Here is a 21,838-nt window from a genome sequence, read left to right as displayed (position 1 = left end):
GTCAGGATGGGCCCATGGGATTCCATGTCGATTCCGAGACCGGGCGGCTGCGCCGCGTCATCCTCCACCGCCCCGATCTGGAGCTGAAGAGGCTCACGCCGTCCAACAAGGACGCCCTCCTCTTCGACGACGTGCTCTGGGTGCGCAGGGCCCGCCAGGAGCACGACGGCTTCGCCGACGTGCTGCGGGACCGCGGGGTCGAGGTGCATCTCTTCGGCGACCTGCTGCGGGAGGCCCTGGAGGTGCCGGCCGCCCGCGCGCTGGTCCTGGACCGGGTCTTCGACGAGAAGGAGTACGGGCCGCTGGCCGCCGACCACCTGCGCGCCGCGTTCGACTCGCTGGACGCCGGGTCGCTCGGCGAGGCGCTCGTCGGCGGCATGACGAAGCGGGAGTTCCTGGCGGCGCACCGGGAGCCGACGTCGGTGCGGTTCCACGCGCTCGACCTGGACGACTTCGTCCTCGGTCCGCTGCCGAACCACATCTTCACCCGGGACACCTCGGCCTGGATCTACGACGGCGTCTCGATCAACGCGATGCGCTGGCCGGCCCGGCAGCGCGAGACCGTGCACTTCGAGGCGATCTACGGGCACCACCCGCTCTTCAAGGGACCGGAGGCGGGCTCCTTCCACCACTGGTCGGAGGGGCAGCGCGACTACCCGTCGACGATCGAGGGCGGGGACGTCCTGGTCATCGGCAACGGCGCCGTGCTCATCGGGATGAGCGAGCGCACGACGCCACAGGCGGTGGAGATGCTGGCCCGGGGCCTGTTCGCGGCCGGTTCGGCGCGCATGATCGTCGCGCTCGACATGCCGAAGCGGCGCGCGTTCATGCACCTGGACACGGTGATGACGATGGTCGACCAGGACACGTTCACCCAGTACGCGGGGCTCGGCATGCTCCGCTCGTACACGATCGAACCCGGCGACGCGGGGCAGTCCCTGCGGGTGACCGACCATCCGCCGGAGCAGATGCACAGCGCCATCGCCGCGGCCCTGGGACTCCAGGACATCCGGGTCCTGACGGCGACGCAGGACGTGCACGCGGCGGAGCGCGAGCAGTGGGACGACGGGTGCAACGTGCTCGCCGTGGAGCCGGGGGTGGTCGTGGCGTACGAGCGGAACGTCACGACGAACACGCATCTGCGCAAGCAGGGCATCGAGGTGATCGAGATCCCGGGGAGCGAGCTGGGCCGGGGGAGGGGCGGCCCGCGCTGCATGAGCTGCCCGGTGGAGCGCGACGCGACCTGAGCGCCGCCACTCCAGGAGAGCGCCACCCCGCGAGGGCGCCACTCCGCGAAAGGGCCACTCCACGAGAGCGCCACCCTGCCCAAGCGGCACCCCGCGAGGGGGCTGTATAGAAATGCTGATGTTCGTATAGACTTCCAGGGTCCGCGACCGCCGTCCCCTCGACCCGTACCCCCAGGAGCGCGTCCCATGGCCACAGACCTCATCGGCCGCCACTTCCTCAAGGAGCTGGACTTCACCGCCGAGGAGTTCCGCGGCCTGATCGCGCTCTCCGCCGAGCTCAAGGCCGCGAAGAAGGCGGGCGCCGAGGTCCAGCGGCTGCGCGGCCGGAACATCGCGCTCATCTTCGAGAAGACCTCCACGCGCACCCGCTGCGCCTTCGAGGTCGCCGCCGCGGACCAGGGCGCCTCCACCACCTACCTGGATCCCTCGGGCTCCCAGATGGGTCACAAGGAGTCGGTCAAGGACACCGCCCGCGTCCTCGGCCGGATGTTCGACGGCATCGAGTACCGGGGCGACAGCCAGGCCGCCGTCGAGGAGCTCGCCGCCTTCGCCGGGGTCCCCGTCTTCAACGGCCTCACCGACGACTGGCACCCCACCCAGATGCTCGCCGACGTGCTCACCATGACCGAGCACACCGACAAGCCGCTCGACGGGATCGCCTTCGCCTACCTCGGCGACGCCCGCTTCAACATGGGCAACTCCTACCTGGTCACCGGGGCCCTGCTCGGCATGGACGTGCGGATCGTCGCCCCGGAGGCGTACTGGCCGGCCGAGGGGATCGTCGCCGCGGCCCGCAAGCTCGCCGAGGCGAGCGGTGCCACGATCACCCTCACCGAGTCCGTGGCGGACGGGGTCCGGGGCGCCGACTTCGTGGCCACCGACGTCTGGGTGTCGATGGGCGAGCCCAAGGAGGTCTGGGACGAGCGGATCGCCGCCCTCTCCCCGTACTCCGTGACCATGGACGTGCTGCGGGCCACCGGGAACCCGGACGTGAAGTTCCTGCACTGCCTGCCCGCCTTCCACGACCTGGGCACGGCCGTCGGCCGTGACATCCACGCCCGGCACGGACTGACCGAGCTGGAGGTCTCCGACGAGGTCTTCGAGTCGGCGCACTCCGTCGTCTTCGACGAGGCCGAGAACCGGATGCACACGATCAAGGCGGTCCTGGTCGCCACGATGGCGGGCACCGCCGGGGAGTCGCAGGCATAGCTTTACGCCCTCTTGGGCGAATATGCGTGGTGCGGCTTACGCTCGCATCCTTCAGGGGGGTTCGGGCATACATGCCCGGACCCCCCTCACGCGTGCACCACCAGAGATGAGAGAACCCCCGCATGCCCTCGCGGATCAAGTCCCCGCAGCAGCTCATCGCCGAGTCCGGCGCCGACCTCGAAGGCCACGGCCTCCAGCGCACCATGGGCCTCTTCCAGCTCGTGTGCTTCGGCATCGGCGCGATCGTCGGCACCGGCATCTTCGTCGGACTCTCCGACAGCGTCGCGGAGGCGGGCCCGGCCGTCGTGATCTCCTTCGTGCTCGCCGCGGTCACCTGCGTCTTCACCGCCTTCTCCTTCGCGGAGCTGGGCAGCGCGATCCCCGTCTCGGGCTCCTCGTACTCCTTCGCCTACGCGAGCCTCGGCGAGCGGACCGCCTTCCTCGTCGGCTGGTGCCTGCTCCTGGAGTACGGCGTCTCCGTCTCGGCGGTCGCGGTCGGCTGGAGCCAGTACCTCAACGAGCTCCTCGACAGCCTGACCGGCCTGCGACTGCCCGTCGCGCTCTCCGCGGGACCCGGCGACGGCGGCGTGGTCAACCTGCCCGCCGTGGTCGTCATCCTGCTCGCCGCCACCCTGCTCGTCCGGGGGGTCAGGGAGAGCGCCCGGGCGACCGCCGCCATGGCCGTCCTCAAGATCGGCATCCTGGTCGTCTTCTGCGTGATCGGCTTCTCCGTCTTCGAGGACGGGAACCTCTCGCCGTTCACGAACGGCGCCGGCGGCATCACCGCGGGTGCCTCGGTGGCCTTCTTCTCGTACATCGGCTTCGACGCGATCACCACGGCCGGGGAAGAGGTGAAGAACCCGCGCCGGAACATCCCGATCGCGATCCTCGTCTGCATCGGGCTCGTCACCCTGCTCTACTGCTCCGTCGCGCTCGCCGCGATCGGGGCCCTCGGCGCCGACGCCGTCGCCGACCAGCCCGCCGCGCTCTCGCTCGTCGTCGACGAGGTCACCGGCTCCTCGGTCGGCGGCGGGGTCGTCGCCTTCGGCGCGGTCGTCGCCATCGCGTCCGTCGTCCTCGCGGTGATGTACGGGCAGACCCGCATCCTGATGTCGATGTCCCGCGACGGTCTGGTGCCCCGGGTCTTCGAGCGGGTCTCGCCGCGGTCCGCGACTCCGGTGGCCAACACCTGGATCGTCGCCGGCGTCTTCGCCGTCCCGGCCGCCTTCGCCTCGCTCGACGTGGTCGTCAACCTGACGACGATCGGCACGCTCGCCGTCATGGTGGCCGTCAATCTCGCGGTGATCGTGCTGCGTCGCCGCGATCCCGCGCTGCGGCGGTCCTTCCGGGTGCCGCTCTACCCGCTGAGCCCGGTGCTCGGCATCGGCTTCTGTCTCTACCTGATCTGGGGCACGGGCTGGACGACGTGGGTGCAGTTCGCCGTCTTCCTGGTCGTCGGAACGCTGGTGTACGCGCTGTACGGGCGCCGCCACTCGCGGCTCGGCGACGCAGATCCGGTCGTTCGGGGTGCGTGACCGTCCCTGACCTGCTCTGACCTGACCTGACCTGACCTGCCCTGGCCGGCCCTGACCGTCCCCGTCGCTCAGGGCTCCTGGTGGCGACGCTGCGCGGGGATCCCCGGGAGCGTGAACCACACGGCCTTGCCGTGCGCGGTCGGGCGGTGGCCGCAGTCGCTGCTGAGCGCGCGGATCAGGAGGAGGCCGCGGCCGTGCTCCTGCCAGGGGTCGACCTCGACGCCGGGGTCGGGGCAGACGAGCTCGCCCGGGCGGGCCGGCTCGGAGTCGTGGACCTCGATCTGACAGCCGCCGGGCGCGGCGAGCAGCTCGACGACCAGCTCGATCGGGCCCCGTCCCGCGGTGTGCTCGACGGCGTTGGCGACGAGCTCGGCGGTGAGCAGCTCGGCCGTGTCCCCGTCGGGGAGGTCGGCGGCGCCGGGGTCGATGTCGTGGAGCGCGGTACGGATCAGGGCGCGGGCGATCGGCACGGCGGCGGTCGTGTGCGGCAGCCGGATGCGCCAGGAGGCGGCGGGTCCGGCGCCGGTGGGACCGATGTCGATGGGGCCGATATCGGCGGGTCCGGTGGGGCCGGTGACTTCGGGCATGGGGGGCAGGGCTCCCTTCACCGAGGGGGCGGCGGGTGGGCGAGTGGTGCGGGGGCATCCCGAGACGTCCTGGTTTCAACCTTACGAGGTGCAAAATCCGGTTCCCAGGGCACCCCTCCCCGGCCGCCAGGGACTTCGGTCACCTCTTTCCCGGGACCTTGTGGTGTCCGGACTCATACCCCCTTTATCGCGTACTCGTGACGACAGTCACAGTACGGTGATACCCTCCGAACGGAGGAAGGAGGCCGTTCCGGATGAGCCCCTTTACCGGATCCGCGACCCGCACCGAACGCTGGCGGCACCTGCGCCTGGACCTCGACGAGGGCGTCGCCACCGTGACCCTCGCCCGCCCCGCGAAGCTCAACGCCCTCACCTTCGGCGCCTATGCCGACCTGCGGGACCTGCTCGCCGAGCTCTCCCGCGAGCGGACCGTCCGCGCCCTCGTCCTCGGCGGCGAGGGCCGGGGCTTCTGCTCCGGGGGCGACGTCGACGAGATCATCGGCGCCACCCTCTCCCTCGACACCGCGCGGCTCCTCGACTTCAACCGGATGACGGGCCAGGTCGTCCGGGCGCTCCGCGAGTGCCCCTTCCCGGTCGTCGCCGCGCTCCACGGCGTCGCCGCGGGCGCCGGGGCCGTCCTCGCCCTCGCCGCCGACTTCCGGATCGCCGACCCCACCACCCGCTTCGCCTTCCTCTTCACCCGGGTCGGACTCTCCGGCGGCGACATGGGCGCGGCCTACCTGCTGCCCCGGGTCGTCGGGCTCGGCCACGCCACCCGGCTCCTCATGCTCGGCGAACCCGTCCTGGCCGCCGAGGCCGAGCGCATCGGCCTGCTCAGCGAGCTGACCGAGGAGGGCGCCGCCGACACCCGCGCCGCCGCCCTCGCCCGCCGTCTCGCGGACGGCCCCGCGCTCGCCCTCGCCCAGACCAAGGCCCTGCTCTCCGCCGAGCTGGACATGCCGCTCGCGGCCTCGATCGAGCTGGACGCGGCGACCCAGGCCCTCCTGATGCACGGCGAGGACTACGCCGAGTTCCACGCCGCCTTCACCGAGAAGCGCCCCCCGAAATGGCAGGGCCGCTAGCCATGGCCGCCCCGGACCCGGCAGTCCCCCCGGACCCGGCAGTCCCCCCGGACCCGGCCGTACCCACGACACCGGCGGACCCGGCCGTCCCCCCGACCGCCGGGACGCCCTCGCGGATCGCGCGGATCGCCGTCGTCGGCGGCGGCCCCGGCGGCCTCTACGCCGCGGCCCTCCTCAAACGGCTCGACCCCGCCCGCGAGGTCACCGTCTGGGAGCGGAACGCACCCTCCGACACCTTCGGCTTCGGCGTCGTCCTCTCCGACGAGACCCTCGGCGGCATCCGGGACGCCGACCCCGCCGTGTACGAGGCGCTCCGCCGCGAGCTCGTCCGCTGGGACGACATCGACGTCGTCCACCGGGGCCACCGCACGACCTCCACAGGCCACGGCTTCGCCGCCCTCGGCCGCCGCCGCCTCCTTGAGCTCCTGCACGCCCGGTGCGCCGAGCTCGGCGTACGGCTCCGCTTCCGCACCGAGGCCCCGCCCGCCGACGAGCTCGCCGCCGGCCACGACCTGGTCGTCGCCGCCGACGGCGTCCACAGCCGCACCCGCGAGGCCCATGCCGGGCACTTCCGCCCCACCCTCACCACCCACCGCTGCCGCTACATCTGGCTCGCCGCGGACTTCGCCTTCGACGCCTTCCGCTTCGAGATCGCCGAGACCGAGCACGGCGTGATGCAGCTCCACGCCTACCCCTTCTCCGCGGGCTCTTCCACCGTCATCGTCGAGATGCGCGAGGAGGTCTGGCGGGCCGCCGGCTTCCACGAACTCGACGAGGCCGAGTCCACCGCCCGCTGCGCCAAGATCTTCGCCGAGGCGCTCGGCGGCCGGGAGCTGCGCTCCCACCGCTCCGCCTGGACCGCGTTCCGTACCGTCGTCAACGAGCGCTGGTCGTACCGCAACACCGTCCTCATCGGCGACGCCGCCCACACCGCGCACTTCTCCATCGGCTCCGGCACCAAGCTGGCCGTCGAGGACGCCCTCGCCCTCGCCACCGCCATCGGCGAACACCCCACCCTGGCCGAGGCGTTGACGGCGTACGAGGTGGAGCGCCGCCCCGTCGTCGCCTCCACCCAGCGCGCGGCCGCCGCCAGCCTCCGCTGGTTCGAGGAGCTCGCCGGCCATGTCGACCGCCCGCCCCGCCGCTTCGCCTTCGACCTCCTCACCCGCAGCCGCCGCGTCACCCACGCCAACCTGCGGCTGCGCGACCCGGCCTTCACCGACACGGTCGAACGCGACTTCGGCTGCCCGCCCGGCACCCCGCCCATGTTCACCCCCTTCCGCCTGCGCGGACTGACCCTGCGCAACCGGATCGTCGTCTCGCCCATGGACCTGTACGTCGCCGAGGACGGCGTCCCCGGCGACTTCCACCTCGTCCACCTCGGCGCCAGGGCCCTCGGCGGCGCCGGACTCGTCATGACCGAGATGGTGTGCGTGAGCCCCGAGGGTCGCATCACCCCCGGCTGCACCGGCCTGTGGACCGACGAGCAGGCCGAGGCCTGGGCCCGGATCGCCGCCTTCGTCCACGCACAGGCACCCGGCACGGCGCTCGGCGTGCAGCTCGGCCACTCCGGCCGCAAGGGCTCCACCCGGCGCATGTGGGAGGGCATCGACCAGCCGCTGCCCGAGGGTAACTGGCCGCTCGTCGCCGCCTCGCCCCTTCCGTACAGGTCCGGCGTCAACCAGACCCCGCACGCCCTCGACCGCGCCGGACTCGCCGCCGTGCGCGAGGAGTTCACGGCCGCCGCCCGACGCGCCGCCCGCTGCGGCTTCGACCTGCTCGAACTGCACGCCGCACACGGGTACTTGCTCTCCGGTTTCCTCTCCCCGCTCACCAACCACCGCACCGACGCGTACGGCGGCACCCTCGACGGCCGGCTGCGCTTCCCCCTCGAAGTCTTCGACGCCGTACGGGAGGTGTGGCCCGAGGGCCGCCCCATGACCGTGCGCGTCTCGGCGACCGACTGGGCCGCCGGCGGCACGAGCACCGAGGACGCCCTCGCGGTCGCCCGCGCCTTCGCCGCTCACGGCGCCGACGCGATCGACGTCTCCACCGGCCAGGTCGTCCCCGACGAGCGCCCCGAGTACGGCCGCTCGTACCAGACCCCGTACGCCGACCGGATCCGCAACACGGTCGGCGTCCCCGTCATCGCGGTCGGCGCGATCTCCTCCTGGGACGACGTCAACTCCCTGCTCCTCGCGGGCCGTGCGGACCTCTGCGCCCTCGCCCGACCCCACCTCTACGACCCGCACTGGACCCTCCACGCGGCGGCCGACCAGGGCTACGAGGGCCCGGCCGCCCCCTGGCCGGCCCCGTACCGCGCGGGCAGCCGCCCGCCCCCGACGGGCCGCCGCGAGTAGACCCGCCCGGTCGACCGTGGACGCTCGCGTATGCCGGTGCGACGCGGAACCATGTTCTCCGCGTCGTCCCCCCACTTGAATGGGGACATGACACAGAACACGGGTGGAAGAGGTGCCGGGGCCGTCCTCGGCGCGGCGACGGTGGCGACCGGACTGGTCGCGGGGGTGGTGTTCGCGTACGTCTGCTCGGTGATGCCGGCGCTGGCACGCAGCGACGACCGGGTCTTCTTCGAGGTGATGCGGAACATCAACGACGTGATCCAGAACCCGGTGTTCTTCACCGCGTTCTTCGGGGCGCCGATCCTCGCGGCGGTGGCCGCCTGGCAGCACCGGGCCACCCGGGCGCGGGTCTGGACGCTCGCCGGGTTCGTCCTCTGCGCGGCGGTCTTCCTGGTCACCACGGCCGCGAACGTGCCCCTCAACGCCGCCCTCGCGGCCGCCCACGACCCGGCCGCCGCCCGTGCCGCCTTCGAAGACCCCTGGGTGGCGTGGAACCTGGTCCGCACGATCCTGGCGGTGGCGGGACTCGTCTGCCTGATCCGGGCGATGGCGGTACGGGGCACGGCCCGGGACCAGGCCCGGGACCAAGGCCCAGGACCAGGCCCGGGACTAAGGGGTGTCCCCGGCGACGAACGGCCGCACGAACTCCGCGCCCCGCTCCCACAGCAGTTCGTGCAGGGCCGCGAAGACCTCCGCCGAGCGCCGGCCCGGCCAGTCGTCGGGCAGCAGCTCCGCCGGCAGCACCGGGTCCGCGTACGGCAGGCGCCGCCAGGAGTCCAGGACGAGCAGATACGCCCGATAGGCGTCCTCCGGGCCGCCCGGCGCAGACCGCCAGGCCCGCAGGACCGGCTCGTGGGCCGCGAGGAACTCCTCGTGCAGCCCCGCGATCGCCGGCAGGTCCCACCAGCGGGCCACCGCCTCGGCCGTCGCCGCGTACCCCAGGTGCTCGCCCCGGAAGAGGTCCACGTACGTCGAGAGCTCCAGCCGCTCCAGGGCGTTCCGCGTCTCCTCGTACAGCCGGGCCGGCGCGATCCAGACACCCGGCGCCGCCGAGCCGAAGCCCAGCCGGCCGAGCCGGGAGCGCAGCAGGTGCCGCTTGTGCCGCTCGGCCTCGGGCACCGAGAAGACGGCCAGGACCCAGCCGTCCGACAGCTTCGGCTCCGAACGGGCGTAGATCCGGCGGTCGCCGTCGTCGAGAAGCCGCCGGGCGTCCTCCGAAAGGGCGTATCCGGCGGCGCCGTCCGCCGTCCGGCGCGGCAGCAGCAGCCCGCGCCGCTTCAGCCGCGACACCGAGGAGCGCACCGAGGGCGCGTCCACGCCGAGCCCGCCGAGGAGCCGGATCAGCGCGGCCACCGGCATGGGGGACTCGTCGGGCCCCCGGCCGTACGCGCCGTAGAGGGAGACGATGAGGGATCGGGGAGTGTGCTGCTCGGCCACGGTGATCACTTTAGGGGGTGGTCCTGACATGCCCGGTCCCGGATCAGACCGGGTCGCGCAGCCGGAAGCGCTGGAGCTTGCCCGTCGCCGTGCGCGGCAGCGCGTCGAGGAAGACGATCTCGCGGGGCGACTTGTACGGGGCGAGGCGGGCGCGGACGAAGGCCCGCAGCGCGGCCGCCGTCACGGAGTCGCGCGGCACTCCGTCCCGTACGACCGCGTACGCCACGACGACCTGCCCGCGGAGCTCGTCGGGGCGGCCCACGACCGCCGTCTCGACCACGTCGGGGTGGCCGAGGAGCACCTCCTCGACCTGGGGTCCGGCGATGTTGTACCCGGCCGAGATGATCATGTCGTCGGCCCGTGAGACATAGCGGAACCAGCCGTCGGGCCGGCGGACGTACGTGTCGCCCGTGACGTTCCAGCCGTCCCGTACGTACTCCGCCTGGCGCGGGTCGGCCAGATAGCGGCAGCCCACCGGGCCGCGCACGGCGAGCAGCCCCTCCTCGCCGTCCGGGACCTCCCGCCCCTCCCGGTCCACGATCCTGGCCTGCCAGCCGGGCACGGGGCGGCCCGTGGTGCCGGGGCGGATGTCGCCGTCGGCGGCGGACAGGAAGATGTGCAGGAGCTCGGTCGCGCCGATGCCGTTGATCAGGCGCAGGCCCGTGCTGCCGTACCAGGCCGTCCAGGTCGCCTCCGGCAGGTTCTCGCCGGCGGAGACGCAGCGCCGCAGCGAGCCGACGTCGGGGGCGCCGCCGCCGGTCAGCTCGTCGAGCATGACGCGGTAGGCGGTCGGGGCGGTGAAGAGCACCGAGACCCGGTGCCGCTCGATCGCCGCGAGCAGCTGCTTGGGGCCCGCCTGTTCGAGCAGGACCGCGCTCGCCCCGGCCCGCAGGGGGAAGACGACGAGCCCGCCGAGGCCGAAGGTGAAGGCGAGCGGCGGCGAGCCGGCGAAGACGTCGTCGGGCAGCGGGCGCAGGACGTGCGCGGAGAAGGTGTCGGCGACGGCGAGGACGTCCCGGTGGAAGTGGACGCAGCCCTTCGGCTGCCCGGTCGTGCCGGAGGTGAAGGCGATGAGCGCCACGTCGTCGGCGGCGGTCGCCACCGCCTCGTACCGGCCGGGGTGGCGGGCGGTGAGGGCGAGGAGGTCGTCGGGGCCGTCCCCGCCGAAGGCGGTGACGCGGAGGCCGGGGATCCGGGCGGCGAGGAGCTCGTCGAGGGAGTGGGCGTCGCAGAGCGCGTGGGTGCAGCGCGCGGCGTCGGCCATCACGGCCAGCTCGGGGGCGCGCTGCTGGGCCAGGACGGTGACGGCGACGGCGCCGGCCTTCATCACGGCGAGCCAGCAGGCGGCGAGCCAGGGGGTGGTCGGGCCGCGCAGGAGCACCCGGTTGCCGGGCCGGACCCGCAGGTCGGTGGTGAGGACGTGGGCGATGCGGTCGACGCGGTCGAGGAGCTCGCCGTAGCTCCAGACCCCGCCCTCGCCGTCGTGGAAGGCGGGCCGGTCCGTGCCGAATCGTTCCACCGTACGGTCGAGGAGTTCCGCCCCGCAGTTGAGCCGGTCGGGGTAGGTGAGCTCCGGCAGCTCGAAGAGGAGCTGCGGCCATCGCTCCGGCGGTGGCAGCCGGTCGCGGGCGAAGGTGTCGAGGTGGGCCGAGGGTGTCAGCTCCATGAGTCCGTCCCCCTGTCGTGGTGGGGTCGCTCAACGCCCCATGAGCGTATCGTGTTGGTGACGACAGTCAACGGTTCGCGACAAGGGCGCCGGATGGCGCAGCGACAAGGGCGCCGGAGGGCGTCGGAGAGGGCCCACATGCCCGCATTCTCGCTCGATCCGGCACAGATCACCTGGTGTGCGGAGCTCCGCGTCCTCGCCGCCGACCGTCTCGCGCCGCTCGCCGCGAAGGGCGAGCCCGGCCGCGTCAACCGCCCCCTCGTCGCCGCCCTCGGCGAACTCGGCCTCCTCGCCCGCCTCTTCGACGCCGGCGCCCTCGACCTCTGCCTCCTGCGCGAATCCCTCGCCCAGACCTGCACCGAGGCCGAGACCGCCCTCGCCCTCCAGGGCCTCGGCACCCACCCGGTCGCCGCCTTCGGCACCCCGGCGCAGCGCGCCCGCTGGCTGCCCGAGGCCACCGCCGGACGGGCCGTCGCCGCCTTCGCGCTCTCCGAGCCCGGCGCGGGCTCCGACGCCGCCGCGCTCGCCCTCGACGCCGTCCCCGACGGGCGCGGCGGCTGGCGCCTGCACGGCGAGAAACGCTGGATCTCCAACGCTCCCGAGGCCGACTTCGCCACCGTCTTCGCCCGCACCACCCGCGGCGCGGGCGCCCGCGGCGTCACCGCCTTCCTCGTCCCCGCCGACCGCCCCGGACTCGGCGGGGAGCATTTCGACATGCTCTCCCCGCACGCCCTCGGCACCCTCACCTTCGACGGCGTCCCCGTCGGCCCCGAGGACCTCCTCGGCGCACCGGACCAGGGCTTCCGGGTCGCCATGAACACCCTCAACCTCTTCCGGCCCAGCGTCGGGGCCTTCGCCGTCGGCATGGCCCAGGCCGCCCTCGACGCCGCCGTCGCCCACACCGCCGCCCGCCCCGCCTTCGGCGGCGTCCTCGCCGACCTCCAGGCCGTCTCCCACCGGATCGCCGAGATGGCCACCCGCACGGAGGCCGCCCGCCTCCTCGTCTACGCGGCGGCCACCGCGTACGACAGCGGCGACCCGGACGTGCCCCGGCGCTCCGCCATGGCGAAACTCCTCGCCACCGAGACCGCGCAGTACGTCGTCGACGCCGCCGTCCAGGTGCACGGCGCCGCCGCCCTGCAACGCGGCCACCTCCTGGAACACCTCTACCGCGAGGTGCGCGCACCCCGCATCTACGAGGGCGCCAGCGAGGTCCAACGCGCCATCATCGCCAAGGAGTTGTACGCGGCCCAGGCCGCCGGCCCCGCCCGGACCATCCGACAGGAGGTGGGCTCCGCATGAGCCTCCACCGCCACAACCCGGCCGAACTCGCCCCGCCCACCGGCTTCTCCCACGCCGTCACCGCCACCGGCACCCGCCTGGTCTTCCTCGCCGGACAGACCGCGCTCGACGCGGCGGGAGCAGTCGTCGGGGACACCCTCCCCGAGCAGTTCACCACCGCCCTCGGCAATCTCCTCACCGCCCTGCGCCACGCCGGCGGCACCCCCGCCGACCTCGCCCGCGTCACCGTCTACACCACCGACGTCGACGACTACCGCGCCCACGCCCACGAACTGGGTCGGATCTGGCGCCGGTTGGCGGGCCGCGACTATCCGGCGATGGCCGTGATCGGAGTCGTACGCCTCTGGGACGCACAGGCGCGCGTGGAGCTGGACGGCTTCGCGGTCCTCGACGAGCCCGCCCACGCCTGACCCGACGGGGCCGCTATTGATCAACTGGTCGCCCGAGCGGGCCGGGCTTAATGTCGAAAGGTGGACTGACCGGCCCACGGCCCCTCCGGTGAGGGAGCGATGCGCCATGAGAAGTCATGAGTAGCCATGACCAGTGACCCGAAGCCGACGACCTCGACCGCGACCTCCCCGCGCAAGGGCAAAGGGGACGGCAAGGGCATCGCCCTCTTCGTGATCGCGTCCTGTCAGCTGATGGTGGTCCTCGACATCACCATCGTGAACATCGCCCTGCCCGACATCCAGCAGTCCCTGGACTTCTCGACCACCAGCCTGTCCTGGGTCGTGAACGCCTACACGCTGACCTTCGGCGGACTGCTGCTCCTCGGCGGACGCGCGGGCGACATCCTCGGCCGCCGCAGGACCTTCATCTTCGGTGTCCTGCTCTTCGGATTCGCCTCCCTGCTCGCGGGCTTCGCCCAGAGCGACTGGCAACTCCTCGCGGCCCGCGCGCTCCAGGGTGTCGGCGGCGCGATCGCCTCGCCGACCTCCCTCTCGCTGATCTCCACGACCTTCGAAGAAGGCCCCGAACGCAACCGCGCCTTCGGCGTGTTCGCGGGCGTGTCGGCAGGCGGCGGCGCCATCGGCCTGCTCGCCGGCGGCATCCTCGTCGAATGGCTCGACTGGCGCTGGATCTTCTTCGTGAACGTGCCGATCGCCCTCATGATCGCCTTCCTGACACCCCGGCACGTCAAGGAGTCCGCGCGCCAGCCCGGCCACTTCGACGTGACCGGCGCGCTCACCTCGACCCTCGGCATGGTGGCGCTGGTCTACGGATTCATCCGCGCCGCACAGGAAGGCTGGCGCGATCCGTTCACGATCGCCTCCTTCGTCGCCGCGGTCGTCCTGCTCGTCACCTTCGTCCTGGTGGAACGCCGCTCCCGGCAGCCGATCACCCCGCTGCACATGTTCGCCGACCGCAACCGCGCGGGCACCTACGGCATCATGCTCTGCCTCGCGGCCGCGATCTTCGGGATGTTCTTCTTCCTCACGCTCTTCGTGCAGACCGTCCTGGACTTCAGCCCGCTCCAAGCAGGTCTCGCCTTCCTCCCGGTGAGCGCCGTCATCGCGGTCGCCGCCGGCATCACCTCGCAACTCCTGCCCAAGTTCGGCCCGAAGCCCTTCATGGTGGTGGGGTCGCTCTGTCTGGCGGTCGGCCTCTCCTGGCTCACCTTCACCAACATCGACTCGACGTACCTGGGTTCGATCCTCGGTCCGATGCTGGTCTTCAGCTTCGGCATGGGCTTCATGTTCGTCTCGCTGACCCTGATGGCCCTCTCCAACGTCAGGGCCCAGGACACCGGAGCCGCCTCCGGCCTGCTCAACGCGACCCAGCAGGTGGGCGGTTCGCTGGGCCTCTCGATCCTGGTCACGGTCTTCGGCACGGTCAGCCGCAACGAGGCGGACACGCAGGTCCCGGCCTTCCTCGCCCAGGCGGGACCGCTGGAGAAGGCCCGCTTCGCCGAGACCGGCCAACTGCCCCCGCCCTGGAGCGACGAGGTCCTCACCGCCGGAGTCTCGGCCGGCTTCATCGTGGCGGCGGTCTTCGCGGTCCTCGCCTTCGTGATCGCCCTCGTCGCCATCCAGGTCCGCCCCTCGGACCTCGAACGCCTCAAGGGCGGCGTGGTCCCGGGCGCCTGACCGGAGCCGATGCCCGGGCCCGTGAGACGGCCCGGGCCTTCTCGCGCCTACGGGCCCGGTGCGAACCCGGCGCGTTTGTAGGTGCGCATCAGCAGGGCGACCTCCGCCGACGCGACGCCGTCGAGTGCGCCGAAGACGCGGGCGGCGAAGTCGTGCAGATCCGCCGTGGAGCGGTGACTGGAGTAGCCGAGGAGTGCGGTCGTCCCGGTCGTGACGACGAGGTGGCGGACGGCGGGCTCCTCGGCCAGGCGGCGGATCGCGGCGTCGAGGCGGGCGTGGCTGACGGCCAGCCGGAACCGCGCCTCGACGGGGTAGCCGAGCACCGCGGGCTCCGCGTGCAGCCTTAGGTGGAGGACGTGGGAGGCCATCAGGCGGCTCAGCCGGCGGCGTGCGGTGGTCTCGCCGACCCGGAGCTCGCGGGCCAGCCGGGTGGTGGACATCCGGGCGTCACGGTGGAGGAGCGCGACCAGGCGACGGTCGAGCTCGTCCACCACCGGAGGCTCGGGCAGGCGCCGGCCCTCGATGGCGTGGCGTCGTACGTCGGTGGGCTCGTCGTCGTACGGCGCCCAGTCACTGGCCGTGAGGAGCAGCCGCAGGACCACCGAGGAGTGGATGTCGAGGACACCGTCGAGCCTGCCGATCCCCGCGTCGACGAGGGTGAGCAGGGCGTCGTGGTCGGGCACGTTCAGCTCGGCGAACACGTCGAGCGCGCCGGTGGCGACCTCGACGGACCGTGTCTCGGGCCGCCGGGAGAGGGCCAGCGCGGTCTCGTGCACGCGGCCGGGGGCGCAGCGCACGGCCACCTCGGCGGTGACGCCCTCGCCGAGGTACTCGGGGATGAGGGCCGCCGTGAACCCCACCGCCCCGGTCGCGGTCATCCGGTCGAGTCGCCGCGCGGCGGTCCGCTCGTGCACCCCGGCCGTGGCGGCCACCTCGGAGAACGGCGCGCGGGGATCGCGGTGGAGCGCCCGGAGCACGGCGTGGTCCAGGGCGTCGAGCGAGCCGGGCAGTGGGGGCTCGGCCGTCGTCATCGAGGAATCTCCTGGGGGTGCGCGGGGTGGGCGGCGGGGTGTGTGACGGGCGTGTGGCCGGACCCTACGGTGCGGCCGGGGGAGAGGTCCCGGGGCGGGGCCCGGGGTGGGTCGCGGGCGTGTCGGAGGAGGGCCGTCGGGGGCGGGTCCCTGCCTGGATCCGCCGATCAGACCCGGCTGAATGACGCCTTCACCCGATTGTGAGGCGCACTCTTGCCCGATTGCCTGTCCGCTGGCGACATTGTGGTGCGGATTTCGCCACGTGGCCGACCGAAGACCGGCCGCCGCCGGGCGCCCCCGCCCCTCCCCACCCCGCTCTCCCGCACCCCGCTCTCCCACACCCCGGCACCTCCCCGCCCAGGCCCCCGGGCCCCTTCCCCGAACAGGTGGTACGTATGACGGACACCGACACCCTGCGGACGCCACCGGCGTCGCGGGCCGCCGTCCGCGCGACCCCCGGCGCCGCGGTGATCGCCTCCGTCGCGCTGGTCGAGCTGTCCAGCGGCATCACCCAGGGCTTCCTCTCCCCGCTGCTGAAGGGGCTCACGGACACCCTCCACGTCACCGCCGCCGAGCTGAACTGGATCAGCATCGCCAACCTGCTCGCGTCCGTCGCGTTCACCCCGGTGCTGTCCCGCATGGGCGATCTCTACGGCCACCGGCGCGTCCTTCGCTGGAACCTCGCGATCGTGCTGCTCGGCTCCGTCCTGGTGGGCCTGAGCCGCTCCTTCGAGGTGCTGCTCGTCGGCCAGGTCCTCCAGGGCGCGTTCGCGGGCTTCTTCCCGCTGCTCGTCGGCGTCCTCCGCAACCGCGGCAAGGACGGCGACGGGGAGTCCCGGCGCGGCATCAGCTACATGGTCGCCGCGCTCGTCGCCGGCATCGCGGTCGGTCTGATCGCCAGCGGCTTCGTCGCCCGTACCGTCGACAGCCCCACCGCCGCCCTGTGGGTGCCCACCGCCGCCGTCGGCCTCGCCCTCGCCGTCACCTGGCCGCTGCTGCCCGAGTCCGCGGCACGCCCCGGCGGACGGATCGACTGGGCCGGCGGAATCCTCCTGTGCGTGGGCCTCGTCGCGATCATGCTCGGCCTCGGCATGGGCGGACTGCCCGACTGGGAATGGACCTCGGCACGTACCCTCGGCTGCCTCGTCGGCGGCACGCTCGTCACCGCCCTGTGGGTCCTCGTCGAGCTGCGTACCGCCGAGCCGATGATCGACGTCCGGATGTTCCGGCACCGCAACGTCGTCACCGTCTCCCTCGTGACCGTGACCTTCACCGTCCCGATGATCGGCCTCCAGGTCGCCAACCCCGTCTTCATGGGCACCGGCCCCGCCGAGTACGGCTACGGCCTGGGCCTCGACCCCTTCGCCATCGGCCTCGCGATGCTGCCCAACCTCCTCGCCATCGCGGCGGGGGCCCTGGCCGCGCCCGCCGTCGCCGCCGCGATCTCCGACCGGCTCACCCTGTGCGCCGGCTCCCTCCTCATGGCCGCCGGCTACGTCGCCTCCCTGACCTGGCACGGCTCGATGCCGCTGTTCCTCACCGGCACCGCCGTCGCCGGGCTCGGCATCGGCTTCCTCCAGCACTCCACCCGTACCCTCGCCGTCGAGTCCGTGCCCCACGACCGGACCTCGGTCGGCTCCGGGATCAACGAACTCCTCATCAACGTCGGCGGGTCCGCCGGCGCCGCGATCGTCCTCACCGTCTTCGCCGCCCGCACGCCGGCCGGCGAGACCCTGCCCGAACTCGGCGCCTACACCACCTCCTGGACGATCTGCGCGGTCGTCTCCCTGGCCGGCGCCGCGATCTCCCTGCTCTACCGCACCGTGAAGGACCGCGAGGACCGCTCATGACCACCACCGCACCCGCACCCCTCGACCTGCTGCGCGCCCGCGCCCGCGACGTCGTGAGACGACGCCAGGACGAGGTCCTCGCCCTCAGCCACCAGCTGCACGCCGACCCCGAACTCGCCTACGAGGAACACCGCTCCGCCCGCCGGATCACCGATCTCGTCGAAGCCGCGGGCTTCGACGTCACCCGTGGCGTGTGCGACCTGCCGACCGCGTTCACCGCCACCGCCGGCAGCGGCGACCTCGTCATCGGGATCTGCGCCGAGTACGACGCGCTGCCCGGGATCGGCCACGCCTGCGGCCACAACGTCAATGGCGCCGCCTCCGTCACCGCCGCCCTGGCGCTCGCGCCGCTCGCCGACGAGCTCGGCATCACCGTCAAGCTGCTGGGGACCCCGGCGGAGGAGTCCGGCGGCGGCAAGGTCGACATGCTGCGCGGCGGCGTGTTCGACGACGTCGCCGCCGCGATGATGGTGCACGCCGCGCCCTCGGACTCCGTCGGCATGAGCTCGCTCGCCATCAGCAGCTGGAAGGTCGGCTACACGGGCCGCTCCGCGCACGCCGCGGCGATGCCCGAGCGCGGCGTCAACGCCGCCGACGCGATGATGATCGCGCAGGTCGCCATCGCCGCGTACCGCCAGCAGATGCGGCCCGGAGCCGTCGTCTCCGGCTTCGTCACCTCCGGCGGCGAGGCCGCCAACGTCATCCCGGCGCACACCGCCGCCGACTACGACTGCCGCGCCGGGACCAGCGAGGAACTCCGCGAGCTCCAGGCCCGCGTCCGCGCCTGCTTCGAGGCCGGCGCCCTCGCCACCGGCGCCGAACTCGCCCTGGAGGCCGTCGGCAACGACTACGCCGACCTCCGCCAGGACCTGGCCATGGGCCGCAGCTACCTCGCCGCCGCCCGCGCGCTGGGCCGGGACGTCCGGGCCGAGGACCCGTCCCTCCGGGGCGGCTCCACCGACATGGGCAACGTCTCGCACCACGTCCCGACCATCCACCCGCTGATCGGCTACGACAGCGGCGACACGATCATGCACAACCCCGAGTTCACCCGGTACGGCACGACCCCCCAGGCCGACCGCGCCGTCCTCGACGGAGGCCTCGCCATGGCCTGGACCGCCCTCGACCTCGCCACCACCCCCGCACACCGCCGGTCCCTCCTCGACCGCCTCACGACCCGACCCCCCTACCGGGACCCGGCCGCACCGACGGCCTCCTGACAAGGCCACCTGACACAGCCTCCTGACACGGCCACCTGACACGGCATCCGGGCACGCGAAAGGCCCTCAGGCTCCGTACGGAGCCTGAGGGCCTTTCGCGTGCCCGGATGTCAGATGTCCCGGAAGATCTCGATCTGTGCGCCAACCGAGTTGAGGCGCTCCGCCAGCTCCTCGTAACCGCGGTTGATGACGTACACGTTCCGCAGGACCGACGTGCCCTCGGCCGCCATCATCGCCAGGAGGACGACGACCGCGGGCCGCAGGGCCGGCGGGCACATCATCTCGGCGGCGCGCCAGCGGGTGGGGCCCTCGACCAGGACGCGGTGGGGGTCGAGGAGCTGGAGGCGGCCGCCGAGGCGGTTGAGGTCGGTGAGGTAGATGGCGCGGTTGTCGTAGACCCAGTCGTGGATGAGGGTCTTGCCCTGCGCCGTGGCGGCGATGGCCGCGAAGAAGGGGACGTTGTCGATGTTCAGGCCCGGGAAGGGCATCGGGTGGATCTTGTCGATCGGCGCCTCCAGCTTGGAGGGGCGGACCGTCAGGTCGACGAGGCGGGTGCGGCCGTTGTCGGCGGCGTACTCGGCCGAGCGGTCGTGGTCGAGGCCCATCTCCTCCAGGACCGCGAGTTCGATCTCCATGAACTCGATCGGGACCCGGCGGATCGTCAGCTCCGACTCGGTGACGACGGCCGCCGCGAGCAGGCTCATCGCCTCGACCGGGTCCTCGGAGGGGGAGTAGTCGACGTCGACGTCGATCTGCGGCACGCCGTGCACGGTCAGGGTGGTGGTGCCGATGCCGTCGACGCGGACGCCCAGCGCCTCCAGGAAGAAGCACAGGTCCTGGACCATGTAGTTGGAGGAGGCGTTGCGGATGACCGTGACGCCGTCGTGGCGGGCCGCGGCGAGGAGCGCGTTCTCGGTCACGGTGTCGCCGCGCTCGGTCAGGACGATCGGGCGGTCGGGGGAGACCGAGCGTTCGACCTGGGCGTGGTAGATCCCCTCGGTGGCCGTGATGTCCAGGCCGAAGCGGCGCAGCGCGATCATGTGCGGCTCGATCGTGCGCGTACCGAGGTCGCAGCCGCCGGCGTACGGCAGCTTGAAGCGGTCCATGCGGTGCAGCAGCGGGCCGAGGAACATGATGATCGAGCGGGTGCGGATCGCGGCCTCGGCGTCGATGGACTCCATGTCCAGCTCGGCGGGCGGCACGATCTCCAGGTCCACCCCGTCGTTGATCCAGCGGGTGCGCACCCCGATGGAGTTGAGGACCTCCAGGAGCCGGAAGACCTCCTCGATGCGGGCGACCCGGCGCAGGACCGTGCGGCCCTTGTTGAGGAGCGACGCGCAGAGCAGCGCGACACAGGCGTTCTTGCTCGTCTTGACGTCGATGGCTCCGGAGAGCCGGCGGCGCCCGACGACGCGGAGGTGCATGGGACCCGCGTAACCCAGGGCCACGATCTCGCTGTCGAGGGCCTCGCCGATCCGGGCGATCATCTCAAGGCTGATGTTCTGGTTGCCGCGCTCGATCCGGTTGACGGCGCTCTGGCTCGTGGCCAGCGCCTCGGCAAGCTGCGTCTGTGTCCAGCCACGGTGCTGACGGGCGTCACGGATGAGCTTGCCGATGCGTACGAGGTAGTCGTCTGCCATGGCGTCACGTTATCTCAGATATGAGATGACGATCTCCATTGGGGTGGGCCGTCAGGGTGACAGGGTGTGCGCGGTCGGGTGACGCGGTTCGTACAGGGCGAGTTCGGTGCCGCTCGGCAGCCGGACGGCCGCGAGCAGGCCCCAGGGCTGCTCGGTGATGGGGCGTGAGATCGTGGCGCCCCGCTCGTCCAGGGTCGTCAGGGTGCGGGTGAGGTCGTCGCACATGAGGTAGACCTCGTGCTTCGGCTCGCCCTCCGTGGGGTGCACGGCGATCTCGGCGGGCGGCAGCTTGAAGATGAGCCACCCCCGGCCGGCGTCCACGTGGTCGAAGCCGAGGACGTCCTTGAGGAACGCGCGGTCGGCCTCCGCGTCCCGGGTGTAGAGAATCACGTGCGCGCCGCTGAACATGGTTCGATCCTCGACCCGTCGGACGCCCCCGGCCATCCGTGCGCGGCCATCGGTGTCTATCGCTGCGGCACTACTCGGCGGTAACGTGCGGGCCCGTCCACCGCTTGGGGGAGTCGCATGGGCACCGTCACGGCATTCGATCCGGTCACCGAGCACCGGAGGACCCGCGCCGCGCTGGCCGCCGCGATCCCGCGACTCGTGGGGCTGCTGGGCGACGTTCCCGACTTGGAGGCGCCCTCCGGCGTCCCGGTGTGGACCGTGGGCGACGTCGGCGCGCACCTCGCCTCCGTGTATCTCGCGTACGGCTCCGTCGTCTCCGCCGACGGGTCCGTGGAGTGGGGTGACGTCCTGCCGCCCGGCGACCTGCCCTTCGTCGAGCGGATCACGGCCATGAACGCCACCTCCGTCGGCCTCCTCGACGACGAAGGGCGCGCCCGGCTCGGCGACCTCCTCGCCGAACGGGGCGAGAGGTTCCTGCGGACCACCGAGGGCCTCGCCCCTGACACCCCCGTCACCGCTCCCTGGTACGGGTCGGAGCCGACGCTCACGGTGGCGGTCGTGACCGGCCTGATGCTCAGCGAGACCCTCGTGCACGGCCTGGACATCGCGCGCGGCGCGCGGCTCCCGTGGCCGATCGGCCCGGACGAGGCGAGCCTGGTGATCGGGCAGTCGATGCCCACGATGATGAGCCTGGCGCTGGACGCGGCGAAGGCGCGGGGCGTCCGCATCGCGTTCGACCTGGTCGTCAAGGGCGGTCCGAGGCTGGCGATCGTCGTCGACGACGGGACGATGACGGTGACCCGCGACGCCCCGCCCCGCGCGTACGACTGCCGGATCACGGTGACGCCGGCCGCGTTCCTGCTGGTCTCCTTCCGGCGCACGCCGATCTGGAAGGCGATCGTCCAGGGCCGCATGCGAGCCGGCGGCCGCAGACCGTGGCTCGCCACGCGCCTCGGCGAGCTGGTCGCCACCCCCTGACCGGGGGGTGACGCGCGCCACCGCGGATTCACGGGGCGGCCGGGCATGACCGAGCGGCGGGGATGCACTAGAGTTATCTCGACATCGAGATAACTGCTTACGGCGCACCGTGGCCGCCCGCCCGGTAAGGGTTACCTAACTTAGCCTTACCTTAGCGGATCGGCGAGGGGTCGTGGCGGCAGCATGACGGTAGTACGCG

Annotated in this window: 17 protein-coding genes and 1 pseudogene; 12 read left to right on the top strand and 6 right to left on the bottom strand. The window is 72.7% G+C overall.

Annotated features, from left to right (window positions below; translation table 11 throughout):
* Positions 1-14 precede the first annotated feature (14 nt).
* The 3 genes from ACZ6K0_RS28935 to ACZ6K0_RS28925 all read left to right on the top strand — a co-directional run bounded on the left by ACZ6K0_RS28935 (position 15) and on the right by ACZ6K0_RS28925 (position 3,991).
* Positions 15-1,247 carry an arginine deiminase gene (locus ACZ6K0_RS28935; protein ID WP_376400963.1) on the top strand — a complete coding sequence of 411 codons (1,233 nt, stop codon included), beginning with the start codon at positions 15-17 and terminating at the stop codon, positions 1,245-1,247.
* A 186-nt stretch (positions 1,248-1,433) separates the two neighbouring features.
* A complete protein-coding gene (gene argF, locus ACZ6K0_RS28930) occupies positions 1,434-2,456 on the top strand; it encodes an ornithine carbamoyltransferase (RefSeq protein ID WP_469232875.1) in 1,023 nt (340 codons plus the stop codon).
* Positions 2,457-2,578: 122 nt separating this feature from the next.
* Positions 2,579-3,991: an amino acid permease gene (locus tag ACZ6K0_RS28925; protein ID WP_469232877.1), complete on the top strand. Its 1,413-nt coding sequence runs from the start codon at positions 2,579-2,581 to the stop codon at positions 3,989-3,991.
* 68 nt (positions 3,992-4,059) lie between these two features.
* Here ACZ6K0_RS28925 and ACZ6K0_RS28920 read toward each other — a convergent pair whose 3' ends face one another.
* A complete protein-coding gene (locus tag ACZ6K0_RS28920; protein ID WP_376400955.1) occupies positions 4,060-4,578 on the bottom strand; it encodes an ATP-binding protein in 519 nt (172 codons plus the stop codon).
* Positions 4,579-4,832: 254 nt separating this feature from the next.
* Between ACZ6K0_RS28920 and ACZ6K0_RS28915 the strand changes: the two genes are divergently transcribed.
* From ACZ6K0_RS28915 to ACZ6K0_RS28905, 3 genes and pseudogenes are all read left to right on the top strand, one after another.
* On the top strand, positions 4,833-5,660 hold the full coding sequence (locus tag ACZ6K0_RS28915) for an enoyl-CoA hydratase family protein (protein ID WP_376400952.1): 828 nt from the start codon (positions 4,833-4,835) through the stop codon (positions 5,658-5,660).
* A gap of 2 nt (positions 5,661-5,662) precedes the next feature.
* On the top strand, positions 5,663-8,020 hold the full coding sequence (locus ACZ6K0_RS28910; protein WP_469233032.1) for a bifunctional salicylyl-CoA 5-hydroxylase/oxidoreductase: 2,358 nt from the start codon (positions 5,663-5,665) through the stop codon (positions 8,018-8,020).
* A 30-nt stretch (positions 8,021-8,050) separates the two neighbouring features.
* Positions 8,051-8,494 (top strand): annotated as a pseudogene (locus ACZ6K0_RS28905) (anthrone oxygenase family protein); the annotation flags it as partial.
* A gap of 135 nt (positions 8,495-8,629) precedes the next feature.
* Here the strand turns inward: ACZ6K0_RS28905 and ACZ6K0_RS28900 are convergent.
* Complete coding sequence (locus ACZ6K0_RS28900; RefSeq protein WP_376400943.1) at positions 8,630-9,457, bottom strand: PaaX family transcriptional regulator; 828 nt, start codon at positions 9,455-9,457, stop codon at positions 8,630-8,632.
* Positions 9,458-9,500: 43 nt separating this feature from the next.
* Positions 9,501-11,123: an AMP-binding protein gene (locus ACZ6K0_RS28895; protein ID WP_376400941.1), complete on the bottom strand. Its 1,623-nt coding sequence runs from the start codon at positions 11,121-11,123 to the stop codon at positions 9,501-9,503.
* A gap of 138 nt (positions 11,124-11,261) precedes the next feature.
* Between ACZ6K0_RS28895 and ACZ6K0_RS28890 the strand changes: the two genes are divergently transcribed.
* From ACZ6K0_RS28890 to ACZ6K0_RS28880, 3 genes are all read left to right on the top strand, one after another.
* A complete protein-coding gene (locus ACZ6K0_RS28890) occupies positions 11,262-12,425 on the top strand; it encodes an acyl-CoA dehydrogenase family protein (protein WP_469232879.1) in 1,164 nt (387 codons plus the stop codon).
* The gene (locus tag ACZ6K0_RS28885; RefSeq protein WP_376400935.1) at positions 12,422-12,835 is read left to right on the top strand and encodes a RidA family protein; all 414 of its coding nucleotides are present in this window, start codon (positions 12,422-12,424) and stop codon (positions 12,833-12,835) included. Before ACZ6K0_RS28890 ends, ACZ6K0_RS28885 begins: the two co-directional genes overlap by 4 nt.
* Before the next feature lie 126 nt (positions 12,836-12,961).
* Positions 12,962-14,512 carry an MFS transporter gene (locus tag ACZ6K0_RS28880; protein ID WP_376400932.1) on the top strand — a complete coding sequence of 517 codons (1,551 nt, stop codon included), beginning with the start codon at positions 12,962-12,964 and terminating at the stop codon, positions 14,510-14,512.
* 47 nt (positions 14,513-14,559) lie between these two features.
* Here ACZ6K0_RS28880 and ACZ6K0_RS28875 read toward each other — a convergent pair whose 3' ends face one another.
* On the bottom strand, positions 14,560-15,543 hold the full coding sequence (locus ACZ6K0_RS28875) for an Lrp/AsnC family transcriptional regulator (RefSeq protein WP_469232882.1): 984 nt from the start codon (positions 15,541-15,543) through the stop codon (positions 14,560-14,562).
* Between the two features lie 395 nt (positions 15,544-15,938).
* Here ACZ6K0_RS28875 and ACZ6K0_RS28870 point away from each other — a divergent pair, with 395 nt between their 5' ends.
* A complete protein-coding gene (locus ACZ6K0_RS28870) occupies positions 15,939-17,393 on the top strand; it encodes an MFS transporter (protein WP_469232884.1) in 1,455 nt (484 codons plus the stop codon).
* Complete coding sequence (locus tag ACZ6K0_RS28865; RefSeq protein WP_469232885.1) at positions 17,390-18,613, top strand: M20 family metallopeptidase; 1,224 nt, start codon at positions 17,390-17,392, stop codon at positions 18,611-18,613. Before ACZ6K0_RS28870 ends, ACZ6K0_RS28865 begins: the two co-directional genes overlap by 4 nt.
* Positions 18,614-18,723: 110 nt before the next feature.
* On the opposite strand, the gene ACZ6K0_RS28860 is transcribed toward ACZ6K0_RS28865, so the two are convergent.
* Positions 18,724-20,253 (bottom strand): helix-turn-helix domain-containing protein, encoded by a 1,530-nt coding sequence (locus ACZ6K0_RS28860; protein WP_376400914.1) that lies wholly within the window; start codon positions 20,251-20,253, stop codon positions 18,724-18,726.
* 51 nt (positions 20,254-20,304) lie between these two features.
* Positions 20,305-20,661: a VOC family protein gene (locus ACZ6K0_RS28855; protein WP_376400912.1), complete on the bottom strand. Its 357-nt coding sequence runs from the start codon at positions 20,659-20,661 to the stop codon at positions 20,305-20,307.
* Between the two features lie 117 nt (positions 20,662-20,778).
* Here ACZ6K0_RS28855 and ACZ6K0_RS28850 point away from each other — a divergent pair, with 117 nt between their 5' ends.
* Positions 20,779-21,639, top strand: a complete 861-nt coding sequence (locus ACZ6K0_RS28850; protein ID WP_469232888.1) for a maleylpyruvate isomerase N-terminal domain-containing protein — start codon at positions 20,779-20,781, stop codon at positions 21,637-21,639.
* Positions 21,640-21,838: the final 199 nt, after the last annotated feature.

The organism is Streptomyces sp. NPDC042346, assembly GCF_055581845.1.
Note: the sequence above shows the minus strand (reverse complement) of the source record. Positions and strands in the feature narration are given on the sequence as shown.